This is a genomic window from Pseudomonas sp. LS2P72 (genome assembly GCF_054897865.1).
The window spans coordinates 5,940,880-5,955,222 of record NZ_CM142708.1; the positions used below are offsets into that span (position 1 = coordinate 5,940,880).

Annotated in this window: 14 protein-coding genes; 5 read left to right on the forward strand and 9 right to left on the reverse strand. The window is 59.9% G+C overall.

What is annotated here, in order from left to right; all coding sequences use genetic code 11:
* Positions 1 to 54 precede the first annotated feature (54 nt).
* From hpf to ACYZUA_RS27335, 4 genes are read left to right on the forward strand one after another with little or no spacing between them, the layout of a single operon-like run.
* Positions 55 to 363, forward strand: a complete 309-nt coding sequence (gene hpf, locus ACYZUA_RS27320; protein WP_007941242.1) for a ribosome hibernation-promoting factor, HPF/YfiA family — start codon at positions 55 to 57, stop codon at positions 361 to 363.
* Between the two features lie 12 nt (positions 364 to 375).
* A complete protein-coding gene (ptsN, locus tag ACYZUA_RS27325) occupies positions 376 to 840 on the forward strand; it encodes a PTS IIA-like nitrogen regulatory protein PtsN (RefSeq protein WP_056742951.1) in 465 nt (154 codons plus the stop codon).
* 2 nt (positions 841 to 842) lie between these two features.
* Complete coding sequence (rapZ, locus tag ACYZUA_RS27330; RefSeq protein ID WP_461961346.1) at positions 843 to 1,700, forward strand: RNase adapter RapZ; 858 nt, start codon at positions 843 to 845, stop codon at positions 1,698 to 1,700.
* A 15-nt stretch (positions 1,701 to 1,715) separates the two neighbouring features.
* Positions 1,716 to 1,991 carry an HPr family phosphocarrier protein gene (locus ACYZUA_RS27335; protein ID WP_461961347.1) on the forward strand — a complete coding sequence of 92 codons (276 nt, stop codon included), beginning with the start codon at positions 1,716 to 1,718 and terminating at the stop codon, positions 1,989 to 1,991.
* Between the two features lie 45 nt (positions 1,992 to 2,036).
* Here ACYZUA_RS27335 and ACYZUA_RS27340 read toward each other — a convergent pair whose 3' ends face one another.
* The 6 genes from ACYZUA_RS27340 to pmbA all read right to left on the reverse strand — a co-directional run bounded on the left by ACYZUA_RS27340 (position 2,037) and on the right by pmbA (position 7,392).
* The gene (locus ACYZUA_RS27340) at positions 2,037 to 2,930 is read right to left on the reverse strand and encodes a ZIP family metal transporter (RefSeq protein WP_461961348.1); all 894 of its coding nucleotides are present in this window, start codon (positions 2,928 to 2,930) and stop codon (positions 2,037 to 2,039) included.
* 30 nt (positions 2,931 to 2,960) lie between these two features.
* On the reverse strand, positions 2,961 to 3,572 hold the full coding sequence (locus ACYZUA_RS27345) for a superoxide dismutase (protein WP_415766520.1): 612 nt from the start codon (positions 3,570 to 3,572) through the stop codon (positions 2,961 to 2,963).
* 1 nt (position 3,573) lies between these two features.
* Positions 3,574 to 4,002 carry a hypothetical protein gene (locus tag ACYZUA_RS27350; protein WP_056742946.1) on the reverse strand — a complete coding sequence of 143 codons (429 nt, stop codon included), beginning with the start codon at positions 4,000 to 4,002 and terminating at the stop codon, positions 3,574 to 3,576.
* 27 nt (positions 4,003 to 4,029) lie between these two features.
* Positions 4,030 to 5,406 (reverse strand): class II fumarate hydratase, encoded by a 1,377-nt coding sequence (locus tag ACYZUA_RS27355; protein WP_461961349.1) that lies wholly within the window; start codon positions 5,404 to 5,406, stop codon positions 4,030 to 4,032.
* The gene (locus tag ACYZUA_RS27360) at positions 5,387 to 5,794 is read right to left on the reverse strand and encodes a FagA protein (RefSeq protein WP_461961350.1); all 408 of its coding nucleotides are present in this window, start codon (positions 5,792 to 5,794) and stop codon (positions 5,387 to 5,389) included. Before ACYZUA_RS27360 ends, ACYZUA_RS27355 begins: the two co-directional genes overlap by 20 nt.
* 251 nt (positions 5,795 to 6,045) lie before the next feature.
* Entirely contained in the window at positions 6,046 to 7,392 is a 1,347-nt protein-coding gene (pmbA, locus tag ACYZUA_RS27365) for a metalloprotease PmbA (protein ID WP_461961351.1), read from the reverse strand.
* Between the two features lie 108 nt (positions 7,393 to 7,500).
* Here pmbA and yjgA point away from each other — a divergent pair, with 108 nt between their 5' ends.
* The gene (gene yjgA / locus ACYZUA_RS27370; RefSeq protein ID WP_461961352.1) at positions 7,501 to 8,025 is read left to right on the forward strand and encodes a ribosome biogenesis factor YjgA; all 525 of its coding nucleotides are present in this window, start codon (positions 7,501 to 7,503) and stop codon (positions 8,023 to 8,025) included.
* Between the two features lie 60 nt (positions 8,026 to 8,085).
* Here yjgA and tldD read toward each other — a convergent pair whose 3' ends face one another.
* The 3 genes from tldD to ACYZUA_RS27385 form a co-directional block, all read right to left on the reverse strand.
* Complete coding sequence (tldD, locus tag ACYZUA_RS27375) at positions 8,086 to 9,528, reverse strand: metalloprotease TldD (protein WP_008148876.1); 1,443 nt, start codon at positions 9,526 to 9,528, stop codon at positions 8,086 to 8,088.
* Positions 9,529 to 9,546: 18 nt separating this feature from the next.
* Positions 9,547 to 10,395, reverse strand: a complete 849-nt coding sequence (locus tag ACYZUA_RS27380; protein ID WP_461961353.1) for a carbon-nitrogen hydrolase family protein — start codon at positions 10,393 to 10,395, stop codon at positions 9,547 to 9,549.
* Positions 10,396 to 10,522: 127 nt separating this feature from the next.
* Positions 10,523 to 14,326, reverse strand: a complete 3,804-nt coding sequence (locus ACYZUA_RS27385) for a YhdP family protein (protein ID WP_461961354.1) — start codon at positions 14,324 to 14,326, stop codon at positions 10,523 to 10,525.
* Positions 14,327 to 14,343: the final 17 nt, after the last annotated feature.

Sequence of the window (14,343 nt, forward strand, 5' to 3'; positions counted from 1 at the left end):
GTGGCAGGCATTTCTGCCTGCCGCTTTATGCACTGGCAACGAAGGAGAAGCTGTATGCAAGTCAACATCAGTGGACACCAACTGGAAGTGACCGAACCTCTTCGCACCTACATCGGCGAAAAACTCGAACGATTAGAGAGGCATTTCGACAAGATCACCAACGTGCAGGTCACGATGACGGTCGAGAAGCTCAAGCAGAAAATCGAAGCCACGCTGCATATTCCCGGCAATGAAGTGGTCGCAAACGCGGAGCATACCGATATGTACGCGGCGATCGACGCACTGACCGACAAGCTGGATAAACAACTCAAAAAGCATAAGGAAAAGACCCAAAGCCTCCTCCAGGGCGCGACCGGTCGTTAACACTCCCAACCCATGATCCGACTTGAAAGCATCCTGACCCCCGGCCGTTCCCTCGTGAACGTGCCGGGCGGCAGTAAAAAGAAAGCCCTCGAGCAAATTGCCAACCTTATCCACAAAGAAGTGCCGGATCTGGAGATGCAAGATGTCTTCGAGGCTCTGATTGCCCGTGAAAAACTCGGTTCAACCGGTTTTGGCAACGGCATCGCCATCCCCCATTGCCGCCTGAAGGGCTGCACCTCGCCCATCAGCGCCCTGATGCACCTTGATGCACCCATCGATTTCGACGCAATCGACGGCGCCCCGGTTGACCTGCTGTTCGTTCTGCTGGTCCCGGAAGCCGCTACCGATGCGCACCTGGAGTTACTGCGCCAGATCGCCAGCATGCTCGACCGCAAGGAAGTGCGCGAAAAACTGCGCAGCGCCCCGAGCAATGAAGCCTTGTATCAGGTTGTCCTGGACGAGCAAAACGGTCATTAATCATGCGCTTGATCATCGTCAGTGGCCGCTCCGGCTCAGGTAAAAGTACCGCACTCGATGTTCTCGAGGACAACGGCTACTACTGCATCGACAACCTGCCCGCCGGCCTGCTGCCGGAACTGGCCGAACGCGCGTTGATTCATACCGAGCTGGCACAACCGCTGGTTGCCGTATCCATCGATGCGCGCAACTTGCCGAGCCACTTGTCGCGGTTTCCCGAACTGCTGGAAGAAGTGCGCAGCCGGCACATCCAGTGTGATGTGCTTTATCTGGACGCCGACGAAGAAACCTTGCTCAAACGTTTCTCGGAAACCCGCCGTCGTCACCCGCTGAGTAATGCCAATCGCTCGCTGGCCGAGGCCATCAACGATGAGACCGCCCTGCTCGGGCCGATTGCCGACCTCGCCGATCTCAAAGTAAACACCACCAACCTGAACCTGTATCAGCTGCGAGATACCATCAAGTTGCGCCTGCTGAACCAGCCGGAACCCGGCACGGCGTTCCTGGTGGAGTCTTTCGGCTTCAAGCGTGGCATGCCGGTGGACGCCGATCTGGTGTTTGACGTGCGTTGCCTGCCGAATCCCTATTGGAAGCCAGAGTTGCGCGATCAATCCGGGCTTGATCAACCGGTTATCGAGTATCTGGCGGCACAGCCGGACGTCGAAGAGATGTTCCAGGACATTTCCGCATACTTGCTCAAGTGGCTACCCCGCTTTGCCGCCAGCAACCGCGCTTATGTCACGATTGCCATTGGCTGCACCGGCGGCCATCACCGCTCCGTTTACCTGACCGAACGACTGGCCCAGGCCCTGCAAAAATCTCTGAAGAACGTCCAGGTTCGCCACCGCGACCTCAGCTAAAGGATTCACACCGCGATGCCTGCTCTGGAAATTGAAATCATCAACAAGCTGGGCCTGCATGCCCGCGCTTCTGCAAAATTCGTTGGCGTCGCCGGTGAGTTCAAGGATTGCACGATCAGGGTAGGACGCACGCCGGAATCCACGGTCGACGGAAAAAGCATCATGGCAATGATGATGCTCGCTGCTGGCAAGGGAACAATAATTCACCTGAGTACCGAAGGTGAGCAGGCTGATGAGGCGCTGCAAGCTTTGGTGAATTTGATCAATGACTACTTCGGCGAAGGCGAATAACACCTCGCCCTGTAGCAGCTGCCGAAGGCTGCTACATAGTCAGTGTCAAGCCAACGCTGTATCCATCACCATCATCAGACAAAACCCGATCAGCAACCCAAGGCTTGCAAGCTTGTCGTGACCATTGCGGCGCGACTCGGGGATGACTTCATGGGTGACCACCAGCAACATTGCCCCGGCCGCCAGCGCCAACCCCAAGGGCAACAACAATTCGGCCAGACTCACTAGCCAGGCGCACAACAACGCGAAGACCGGCTCGACCAGACCTGACGCAGCACCCATCAGGAACGCCTTGACCCGCGACATCCCTGCCCCGGCCAGTACCAGCGCGATCACCAAACCTTCCGGCACATCCTGCAAGGCGATACCCATGGCGAGGCTATCGGCGTCGGGCATGCCACCCCCCGCCGACACACCAACCGCCATGCCTTCTGGAATGTTGTGGGCAATGATGGCAAACACAAACAACCAGATTCGCGGCGGGATGACGGGTCGCTCCAGCATGCCTACGAGCATTTCCGGCGACGCACCCGACACTTTGCGATCAACCAGAAACAATCCGAACGCCCCCAGCATGATGCCGAAACTGATCAGTCCGCTGGCCGCCCAAGGCGTCAGTCCCAGGTTTTCAGCGGCAGAGATCCCCGGAACGATCAACGAAAACGCGGTCGCCGCGAGCATCACCCCGGCCCCGAAGCCAAGCAACGTATCACTGACCGCCTGAGGTATCCGTCGAATCACCAGCACGGGCACCGCGCCCAAGGCTGTGCCCAAGGCGCAGATCGCCCCGCCTTGCAGCGCGCGCAGCAGTTTCGGCTCGAGGTCCAGCCAAGCCAAGCCTTGGGTAACCAATAACGTCATGCCTGCCAGCAGTAACAGCGATCCCAATGCGTAACGAAACATTCGCCCACTTCCGATCGCCAGTGTTTCAGTGCCCATAGCCAGCCTTGGATTGTTTTTGCAGAAGTCTTAAACCAGTGCAGCCTGATAGCGCGCAGCGACTTCAGGCCAATTGATCACGTTGTAGAACGCGTTGATGTATTCCGGGCGACGGTTTTGGTATTGCAGGTAATACGCGTGCTCCCAGACATCCAGGCCGAGGATTGGCGTATTGCCGTTCATCAATGGACTGTCCTGATTGCCGCTGCTTTCAACGACCAGCGTCTTTTGCGGCGTCACACTGAGCCACGCCCAGCCGCTGCCGAAACGAGTCAGCGCGGCTTTGGTGAAGGCTTCCTTGAAACTGCTCAGGCCGCCCAGTTGCTCATCGATCGCCTCAGCCAAGGAGCCTTCAGGATTGCCGCCGCCGTTGGGCGCCATCACTTCCCAGAACAGCGAGTGGTTGGCATGCCCGCCGCCCTGATTGATCACCGCCGCGCGTAGCTTCTCCGGGAGTTGCTGAACAGCTGACACCAGTTTCTCCACTGGCCACTCGGCAAACTCGGTGCCTTCAACCGCTGCGTTGAGGTTGTTGATGTAGGTCTGGTGATGCTTGGTGTAGTGGATTTCCATGGTCTGCGCATCGATGTGCGGTTCCAGGGCGTCGTAGGCGTAGGGCAAGGCAGGCAAGGTAAAAGCCATTTCAATGGACTCCATGATGTAGAGGCGCAGGCGAGGCGGCATCGATGTGCAGCAACCGATGCGTACGCGGGTATTCACCGTGTTCGCTGATGAAATTCAGCAGTTCGACATAGGTTTTGCTGCTCTGGCGCAACGCCGCTTCACGCAGGGCCGGCGCCAGCCGTGGGTCCTGCATGGTCTGCAACAACCGCTGATGGATGGCGCACAGGTACTCGGCGCTCTCCTCCGGCTGGTTCAGACGCAAATGCAGATCCGCCAGGTTGTGGTGGGAAATCACGCAGGCCGCCACCGCTTCGTCGGCATCCGCCCAGCGCTCGAACAACACCTGGGCCAGGGCCAATGCCTGCAAGTAAGCCTCGCGGGCATCGACGTATTCGCCCAGCATGAAACAACGATTTGCCCGTTCGATCGTGCGTTTCCAGTGTTCCATGGTGAGCCTCCAAAGCGGTTGCGGTGGTTACACGCCGCCTGCGGTGAGTTTTTCCGGGTCCAGCAAGACCTCAAGCTGGCTGCGTGTCAGGTCGGTGTGTTCCAGAGCGACATCGATCACCGGACGGCCCTGTTGGTAGGCCTTCTTGGCGATCTCCGCGGCTTTTTGGTAACCAATGATCGGGTTGAGTGCGGTGACCAGTATCGGGTTACGTGACAGCGCTTCCTTGAGCCTGGCTTCGTTGACCTTGAAGCTGGCAATGGCCTTTTCACCCAGCAGATGGCTGGAGTTGGCCAGCAACTCGATGCTGCTTAGCAGGTTCTGGGCGATGATCGGGAGCATCACGTTCAGCTCGAAATTGCCCGACTGACCGGCGATGGTGATGACCGTGTCATTGCCGATGACTTGAGCGGCGACCATGGCGGTCGCTTCCGGGATCACCGGGTTGACCTTGCCAGGCATGATCGAAGAACCCGGCTGCAAGGCTTCGAGCTCGATTTCACCAAGACCCGCCAGCGGGCCGGAGTTCATCCAGCGCAGGTCGTTGGCGATCTTCATCAGTGAAACGGCCGTGGTCTTGAGCTGACCGGAAACGCTGACCGCCGTGTCCTGAGAGCCGATCAGCGCAAACAGATCCTCACCCGGCTGGAATTGCACCTGAGTCAGCTTGCTCAGTTGCTCACTGAAACGCGCCGCGAACTGCGGATGAGCGTTGATGCCGGTGCCCACTGCCGTGCCGCCCTGGGCCAGGGATTGCAGGCTTGGCAGCAGATCCTGCAGATGACCGATATTGGCCTTGAGCTGCTGCGCCCAACCGTTGAGCACCTGGCTCATGCGCACCGGCATCGCGTCCATCAAGTGAGTGCGACCGGTTTTGACGTGGTGATGAACCTCTTCGGCCTTGCGCTCGATCACCTGAACCAGACGCACCAGTGCCGGCAACAATTGCTCGTGCAACGCCAACGCAGCACTAACGTGCAGGGTGGTCGGGATGATGTCGTTACTGCTTTGGCCGCAATTGACGTGATCGTTAGGGTTCACCGGCTCGCCGAGTAGTCGGCTGGCCAGGGTGGCGATCACTTCGTTGGCGTTCATGTTCGAACTGGTGCCGGAACCGGTCTGGAAAATATCCACCGGAAAATGCTGCATGAAGTCGCTTTGGAGCAGGCCCAGCGCCGCATCGACGATGGCGGTGCCCTGGGATTCACTGATTTGCTCGAGCTCGACATTGGCTCGGGCAGCGGCGGCCTTGGCCAGGATCAGCGCGCGAATGAACTGCACGGGCATCGGCTTACCGCTGATGGGGAAGTTATCCACTGCACGTTGAGTCTGTGCACCGTAGAGGGCGTCCACCGGGACCTGAAGTTCGCCCATGCTGTCGCGCTCAATACGTGTCTTGGTCATCTGTAAATCCTTGCACCAGTTCTATGAGAGGAATCGAGGGCTGCAACTCGCAGGTCGCCAGTTGCCAGGTGTAGCTCTGCCAGCGCTTGAGGCGGCATTTACACAGAGAGAGGCGTTCCAGATCGCGCAACGGCCGCCAGGCCTGGTCCAGACAAAAGGTGCGCCAGTGCCAGGGCAGTGCGACATCGGCGGCGGTGTCGAGCAACAGACGGAAAGAAGTTTCGGCGATGGTCCAGGGAGAGGTTGCCGTGCAACAGGCGAGATACCGACCTTCGGCCAGGTAATGTTCGATCAGGCGAGGTTCGTCAGGGTCCATCGCGCAACGGATCTGGCGACTCATCCAGCGCCAGTTTTCGAGGTAAGGCTGCTCGTGCAAGGCAGAACTCATGATCCGGGCTCATTCGGTAATGAGATTTATTATTAGATGATAATGAGAACCAAAACAACCCTAATGAAATGCATAGGGTCATTGTGGGAGCGAGCCTGCTCGCGATTGCGGAGTGTCAGTCGACATCATTAGTGGATGTTTCACCTCTATCGCGAGCAGGCTCACTCCTACAGGGGGACGGGGCAAGGCGCATAAAAAAGGCGCGCCACCTGATAGGCGACGCGCCTTTTTTGTGCAGCTGACGGGGGGGGTTAGCTGCCCGCTACCGTCATCCGCTCGATCAGCACCGAACCTGTACGAATGTTGCTGCGCAGTTCCAGATCATTACCGATCGCGACGATCTGTTTGAACATGTCACGCATGTTGCCGGCGATGGTCACTTCCTGAACCGCAAACTGGATTTCACCATTCTCGACCCAGTAACCCGCCGCGCCACGGGAGTAATCGCCCGTAACCATGTTCAGGCCCTGGCCCATCAATTCAGTCACCAGAAGGCCACGGCCCATGCGGCGCAGCAAGGCTGCCTGATCTTCGTCGCCATGGGTGACGAACAGGTTGTGCACGCCACCTGCGTTGGCAGTGCTCGGCATCCCGAGTTTACGGCCCGAGTACGTGCCGAGGATGTACGAGACCAACTCACCTTTTTCGACGAACGGTTTAGCGTAAGTTGCCAGACCATCGCCATCGAACGCTGAACTGCCCATGGCGCGCATCAAGTGCGGACGCTCATCGATGGTCAGCCATTCCGGGAACAGCTTCTGCCCCAGCGTGCCCTCAAGGAACGAGGATTTGCGATACAGACTGCCGCCGGAAATAGCCGAGAGGAAACTGCCGAACAAACCACCGGCCAGTTCTGCGGAAAACAGCACCGGCACTTCGCAGGTCGGCACCGGGCGCGCGCCCAGACGGCTCGCCGCCCGTTGCGCGGCACGCTGGCCGATGCTCTCCGCTGAGGCCAGCAAATTGCCCTGACGGTTCACGTCGTACCAGTAATCGCGCTGCATCTGGCCGTCGGCCTCGGCGATCATCACGCAGCTCAGGCTGTGCCGGGTCGACGCGTAGCCGCCGATAAAACCGTGGCTGTTGCCGTAAACACGGCAGCCCTGATGGGTGCTGAGGGTGGTGCCATCGGCGTTCTTGATCCGGCTGTCGGTGGCAAACGCCGCCGCTTCACAAGCCAGCGCCTGCTCGATGGCTTGCTCCGGGGTGATGTCCCATTGGTGGAACAGGTCGAAATCCTGCAGATCCTTGGCCATTAGCGCCGCATCTGCCAGACCCGAGGCTTCGTCTTCGGAGGTGTGTTTGGCGATGGCCAGCGCGGCGGCGACGGTTTCGCGAATGGCTTCAGGACCGCTGGCGGACGTGCTGGCCGAACCCTTGCGCTGACCCACATACAAGGTGATGCCGAAGCCCTGATCGCGGTTGAATTCGACGGTTTCGACTTCACGCTGACGCACTGAGGTCGACAGGCCCTGCTCCAGGGACACCGCCACTTCACAGGCACTGGCACCTTGGCGCTTGGCTTCAGCGATGATCTGCTCGACTTGTTCTTGCAGTGCCGGCAACGCTTGTGGGCCGACGCTTTCAACTGCACTCATGCTGTTCTCCACTCAAATTCTGCTTTCGGCTAGGGCCTTCGAGCGACCGGGCCGGACAAGCGGCCCCCGACTGGTTATCATGGCGGCGTTTCTTTGCGGACGGCCACCATGGTTGATTCTTACGACGACTCCCTCGATACGGGAGAAAAAAGCAAATCCCAGGTTAAACGCGAGCTTCATGCTCTGGTTGACCTTGGCGAGCGCCTTACAACGCTCAAGCCTGACTTGGTGGCAAAACTGCCGTTGACCGACGCTATGCGCCGGGCCCTGGCCGATGCTCCCAAGCACACCGCGAATATCGCGCGTAAACGGCACCTTATGTTCATCGGCAAACTGATGCGCGATCAGGACACTGACGCCATTTTGACTCTGCTCGATCAATTGGATGCCTCCACTCGGCAGTACAACGAACGTTTCCATGGTCTGGAACGCTGGCGCGATCGCTTGATCGCCGGCGACGATGCAGTCCTGGAGAAGTTCGTGCTCGACTACCCGGAAGCTGATCGTCAGCAATTGCGCTCCCTGATCCGTCAGGCCCAGCACGAACTGGCGACCAACAAGCCACCGGCATCGAGCCGTAAAATCTTCAAGTACATCCGTGAGCTGGACGAGGCTCAACGCGGTCTGCGTTAAGTCCCTTCTCGGGTGAGCCGCCAAGCGGTTCACCCAAAGCTTCACTTTTTCAAGAGCCCCTCAAGATCCTGTGCCACCCACAGTGATCGCATCGATTTTCAGCGTTGGCTGGCCGACACCCACCGGCACCGACTGCCCATCCTTGCCACACGTCCCCACGCCGCTGTCCAGCGCCAGATCGTTACCGACCATCGACACCTTGCTCATGGCTTCCGGCCCATTGCCGATCAACGTCGCGCCTTTGACCGGGGCAGTGATTTTGCCGTCTTCGATCAGGTACGCCTCGCTGGTGGAGAACACGAATTTGCCGCTGGTGATGTCCACCTGGCCGCCGCCGAGGTTGGCGCAGTAGATGCCGCGCTTCACCGAAGCGATGATTTCTGCCGGGTCGCTTTCGCCCGCCAGCATGTAGGTGTTGGTCATGCGCGGCATCGGCAGGTGCGCATAGGATTCGCGACGACCGTTACCGGTACGGGCCACGCCCATCAGACGGGCGTTGAGCTTGTCCTGCATATAGCCTTTGAGTACGCCGTTTTCGATCAGTGTCGTGCACTCGGTCGGAGTGCCTTCATCATCGACGCTCAGGGAACCGCGACGACCGGCCAGCGTGCCATCATCGACGATGGTACAAAGCTTGGACGCAACCATCTCGCCCATGCGCCCACTGTAGGCCGAACTGCCCTTGCGGTTGAAGTCGCCTTCCAGACCGTGGCCGACCGCTTCGTGCAGCAACACGCCGGACCAGCCCGAGCCCAATACCACCGGCAACGTACCGGCCGGCGCAGGAATGGCTTCCAGATTCACCAATGCCTGACGCAGCGCTTCACGGGCATAGCTCATGGCGCGGTCATCGCTGAGGAAATATCGGTAATCGGTACGACCGCCACCGCCATGACCGCCGCGCTCACGACGACCGTTCTGCTCGACGATCACGCTGACGTTGAAGCGCACCAACGGCCGTACATCGGCGGCCAGACCGCCGTCGGTGGAAGCCACGAGGATTCGTTCCCAGACGCCGGCCATGCTCACGGTGACTTGCTGGATACGCGGGTCGAGGGCGCGAGTCGCGACGTCGATACGCTTGAGCAGTTCGACCTTCTCGGCACGGGTCATCACTTCCAACGGGTTGTCCGGCCCGTACAACTGGGCGACATCCTGAGTCGTGAAGGCTTGCACCGTGCCGTTCTGCCCGGCGCGGGAGATCGAACGTGCGGCACGGGCCGCGGCACCGAGGGCTTCAAGGGTAATGGCATTGCTGTAGGCAAAACCGGTTTTTTCACCCGATTGCGCGCGCACGCCGACACCTTGGTCGAGGTTGAAGCTGCCTTCCTTGACGATCCCGTCTTCCAGCGCCCAGGACTCGGAAATCTGCCCCTGGAAATACAGGTCGGCAGCATCGATGCCGGGGCCGGCCAGATCGCCGAGCACACCTTGCAGGCTCTCGATTGTTACGCCGCCGGGCGCCAGGAGGTGTTCACTGACTGAGGACAACAACTCGCTCATATGCTTTACGCCTTAAATTCATCGTTCTGAGGCAGGTCGCCGGGCGCCCTGCGAGAAAAAGCGCCGGTGACGGGACACCGGCATCCGCGCCCTGATGGACGCCTGTTCGCTGCTATCGCGTTCGGCCAGCAGCACGGCCTCGCCTTGATCCTGTTGCGCCAGCACACGCCCCCACGGGTCGATAATCGCAGCATGGCCAAAGGTTTCTCGCGGCCCCGGATGCGTCCCACCCTGGGCAGCCGCGAGCACATAACATTGGGTTTCGATGGCTCGCGCGCGAATCAACACCTCCCAATGCGCCGCGCCGGTCACCGCGGTAAACGCCGCCGGCGCGGTAATCAATTCCGCCCCGGCAGCGCGTAATTCACTGTACAGCTCCGGGAAGCGCAGGTCGTAACACACCGTCAGCCCGACTCGACCGACGGGCGTGTCCGCCACGACTACCCCACTGCCATAAGCATAGTCATCGGATTCGCGATAACGCCCGCGATTGTCCGCCACATCAACGTCGAAAAGGTGCAATTTGTCATACCGTGCAACGATTTCGCCGAGGTCATCCACCAGCAGCGAGCAGGCATGCATTTTGGCCGTCGGTTGATCCACCGGCGGCAACGGCAACGTGCCGGCCACTATCCATAACTTGAGGTCGCGGGCGGTCTGTTTCAACCATGGCAGGATCGGGCCTTCGCCCACCGCCTCGGCGCGGCCGATGTCGGCGATGTCGCGACGGCCCATGGCGGCGAAGTTTTCCGGCAGTACGGCAAGCTGCGCACCACTGGCCGCCGCTTGCTCGAGCAGCCGATGGGCCTGGGCCAGATTGGCCAGCACATCGCTCTGGCTGACCATTTGAATCACCGCTACAGACATGGCCTTTCCTTTTTGAAATCTGTACACCGACCTGTAGCAGCTGCCGAAGGCTGCTACAGAGGACCTGCGCCGCTATGTTTGGTCATGCTACTCCATAGGCTTGAGGAGTGTGTTTTCAAAAAGAAAGTCAAAAAGGCTTGTCGAAGGTGATTTTCGGCTCTTTCCACGGCCCCTTGACGGTGTATTGGACGCTGGCGAAACGCGCCACGCGGTCACCGATCAGCTTATCGATCAGGAACAGCGCGCCGCCGATAGCCGGTGCACCGACGATCAGCGCGGCAATCGGCAGGTTGTTGGTCACCGGTAACGTCACCAGCAACTTGGCGTCGACCTTATCGCCCACCAGATCCAGCGTCCCGTTGAGCTCGATGTTGCTCGACGGGCCGGTCAGCCGGATCGGCACACGCGTCACATACACGCCGTTGGTCCCGACCAGCAGGCCTTTGACCCGGTCGTAACTCAAACCTTTGCCGAACAGGTCGGAGAAGTCCAGACGCAACCGGCGGCCGATGGAGTTGAAGTTGAGCAAGCCGAACACTCGCAACGCCTGGGCGCTGCCCTCAACTTCAACGAACTGGCCTTTATTCAGCGAAGCGTCGAGGGTTCCAGAGAAGCGCTTGGTCGCCAGCCAGGCCGGCGAACCGGGCCAGCGACCGTCGACATCCATATGAAACTCTTCACTGGTGACACTCGGCGCAAAGCCCCAGCCCTTCAGCACATCGGCGAGGTTCTTGCCGCTGATCCGGCCCTTGTACCAACTGCTGCTGGAGCCAGGCACACCTTCCCAGCCGCCGCTGCCCTGCAGGAGAATGCCCTTGAGGCCCAGATCCAGCGTATTAAACGCAATGCCCTTGGCGGTCGGACGGACCTTCAGATACCAGGCCCCGACGAGGTCTTTGCCCTGGAATAGCTGATTAATGGTGATATCCAGTGCCGGGATCTTCGTCGGATCCACCGAGGCCAGTGGATCTGGCGAGTTTTCGTCGGCCAGGACCGTCGGGTCTGGCGCCGGCAAACGCACGTATTGCAGATTGATCGCAATCGGCGCGGCTTTCGCATCGGGGATGCTGGCGCTGCCCTTGACCTGCTGACTGTCGAGTTGCAGGGCCCACGCAGCGGGTTTGCGGTTCAACTGTACGGAAGCCTGATCGAGCGTAGTGCCGACACCACTGAGCTTGCCAATCTTGAAATCCGCACTGCTGAGCAACTGTTTGGCGTTGCCGCCCGGATCCTGGCCGGCGTACTTGTCTACCAGGTCCTTCCAGGGGCGGACATCCAGTTCCGACAGCACACCGCGCACCCGCAGGCCTTTGGCGCCGGGTAGCACGGCATTACCGCCACCCAGGAACAACTCGCCACGACCGTCGGCAAAATTGCCGGGCGGTGCCGCAAACGTGAAGTTAGCCAGCTCACCGTAATTGACCCAGTAGCGCCGCTCCGGCCCTTGCAGGGTCATGCGGAACGTGGTGTCGCGGCCGACGTCGGCCGCCATGCCGAACGGCGCCGGCAAATCGATTGCTACGCCCTTGAGGTTGGAGCTGACCATCAATTGACTGTCGGCCCCATCAAGGTTCAGTTGCAGCTGATAAGGGATCACACCGGACGCTGGCAACGGCTGAGTCACACTCAGCCAGTCGGTCAGTTTCTTGACCTCGACCTGGCCGGAGCCGACGACGCGAGTCTTGAGGTTGCCGGGGCTGCCATCGGCGAAAATCTGTGCGGTAACCGGTTTATCAAAGACGCGCGCGGTGATGTTTTGCCCGCTCAAACCCTTGGTGCTGTCGAAACGAAAATCGCCCTTGAGTTGAGTCAGCTCCAGGGTTGGCTCGGCCATTTTCAGACGGGCCTTGGCGGTCTTGAAGTCGACGAGGATCTTCGGTTGCTCGCCTTTGACCAATGGAATGTCCAGTTTCAGTTTGCCCCGCAGATCGCCCTCGCCTTCCCAACCGGCAAAGGTGGCGGCGGTGCCGATCGGCGCTTCCTGCAGAATCTTCAGGCCATCGCCCAACCCGCCGGCGAATCCGCCGTCGAGGAACAGATGGACGTTTTGCCCCGCTGGCGCACGGGGAATATTGACGTAAATGTCGCTGACCTGGGTATTGAGCAACTGCCCCTTGCTGGCCAGGACCCGCACACCGCTGTCTTCAACAAACACGTCACCCGTGACCTTGCTGACATGTGGCCAGCCTGGCTGGAAGGCCAGTTCGGCATCGTGAACCTTGAAGAACAGGCTGATGCTGCGGGCAGTGTCTGCGGCCCCGTGGTTCAGCGAACCCTGATACTGGAAGAAGCCTTCGTCCACCGCACCTTTGAGAATTGCCGTACGCAGCCATTCGTCCAGCCCCGGGCTGAGCATTGTCGGCAAGTACTTGGCGGTGTAACGACCGTCGCCGTCCACCAGACCGACCCGCAGGTCCATGTAGTCTTCCTGGGTCTGGTCGAAATGCAGGCGGATCAGGAAGTCGCCGGCAATCTTGCCCTCCTCGCCCAGCACCTTCAGGTACGGCGCGATCAAGGTGAAGGCTTCTTTATCGAGCTTCCAGGTCAGTCGGGCATTGGCCTGAATGTACTGCCATGGCTTGGCGAAGATCGGGTCCAGGTGCAGGGAAAAATCCTTGCTGTCCATGCGCAGCTCACCACCGCCCAGATCACCGCTGATGCTGCCACTGACATTTCGCGCCGCCGGAGCGCCGTGATAGGCATCGAAGCCGACCCGATCCAGGTTGGCGGCAAAGCTGAATTTGCTGTCGTCGGTAGCATTGGGCCGGAAGTCGATCAGCACGTTGCGCAGGCCACCCGTCACTTGGAGTCGCTCGACGGCGGTGGCAATGCCTTCGGGCAGCGGCCCCAAGGCATTCAGTATCGGGGTGATCGGGGTGAGATCGAGGCGGTCGGCTTGCAGATGCCAAAGCTCTTCAGTCTTGTCGGTCGCCGCGTTTTGTTTGAATTGCAGATGCGATTCCCAACGGGTCTCGCCAAGGTTCATGGCCAGTGAATCCAGGGTTACCAGCACGCCTTCGGAGCTGCGCTGGAAATAGCCGTTGAGCGCCAGATTGTTGATCTGGATCGGTTTGCGCTCGGCGTACGCACCCTTGAGTTGCGGCGCGTTCAAGCGAATCGCAGCACTCTGCAGGGCGCCCTTGTTCCAGTTCACCCAAAGCTCGCCGCCGGCCTTGAACTCGGAAAAATTCCATTGTTGGGTCAGGCGCTCAGGCAACCATTTCGACCAGTCGCTTTGCGGCAGGCTCAAATAAGCTTCGGCCTCGCCGTCTTTCCATTCGCTGGCGCGCAGACGGGTACGCAGACTGATGGCCACCGGTTGTCCATCGGGCAGGGTCAAACGGGCGTCGAGTCGCTGGCGAGAGACGCCGGTTTTCAGATTCAAGCCGACGTAAGTCAGGGTCAGCGGTTGCTCTTGCAGTGGCTGCAAAGTGACCTGGCTATCGAGCACCGACAGCTGCTGAACCATCTGCATACGATTGAGCAATTGTTCAGGATCCAGCGGCTGATCCTGCTGCACCGGCAAACCTTCCAGCGCCCAATGGCCATCCTCGCCTTCCTTGAGGCTGATCTTCAGGCCGCTGAGTTCCAGGTGAGCGATGCGCACTTCGCGAGCCATCAGACTGGCCCAAAGATCCGGCACCGCGCGCACCTGATCCAGACGCAGGGCATTGGCGCCCTCGCCGACCATCACGTCGTGAGCCAGCATGATCGGAGCAAAGCCGCTCCAGCTACCTTCCAGTTCGCCGATGTTCAGCGGCATGCCCAAAGCAGCGCTGGCTTCGGCTTCGACTTCGGCACGGTACTCGGCCACCAGCGGGGTCAGCTCTCGGCCGAGGCTGACGTATAACGCCAACAACACCAACACCAACGCACACAGCCCCAGACCCCAGCGGGTCAGTGCGGCCACAATGCGTGTCAGACGTTCCATGTCAGTTGGCTCCCATG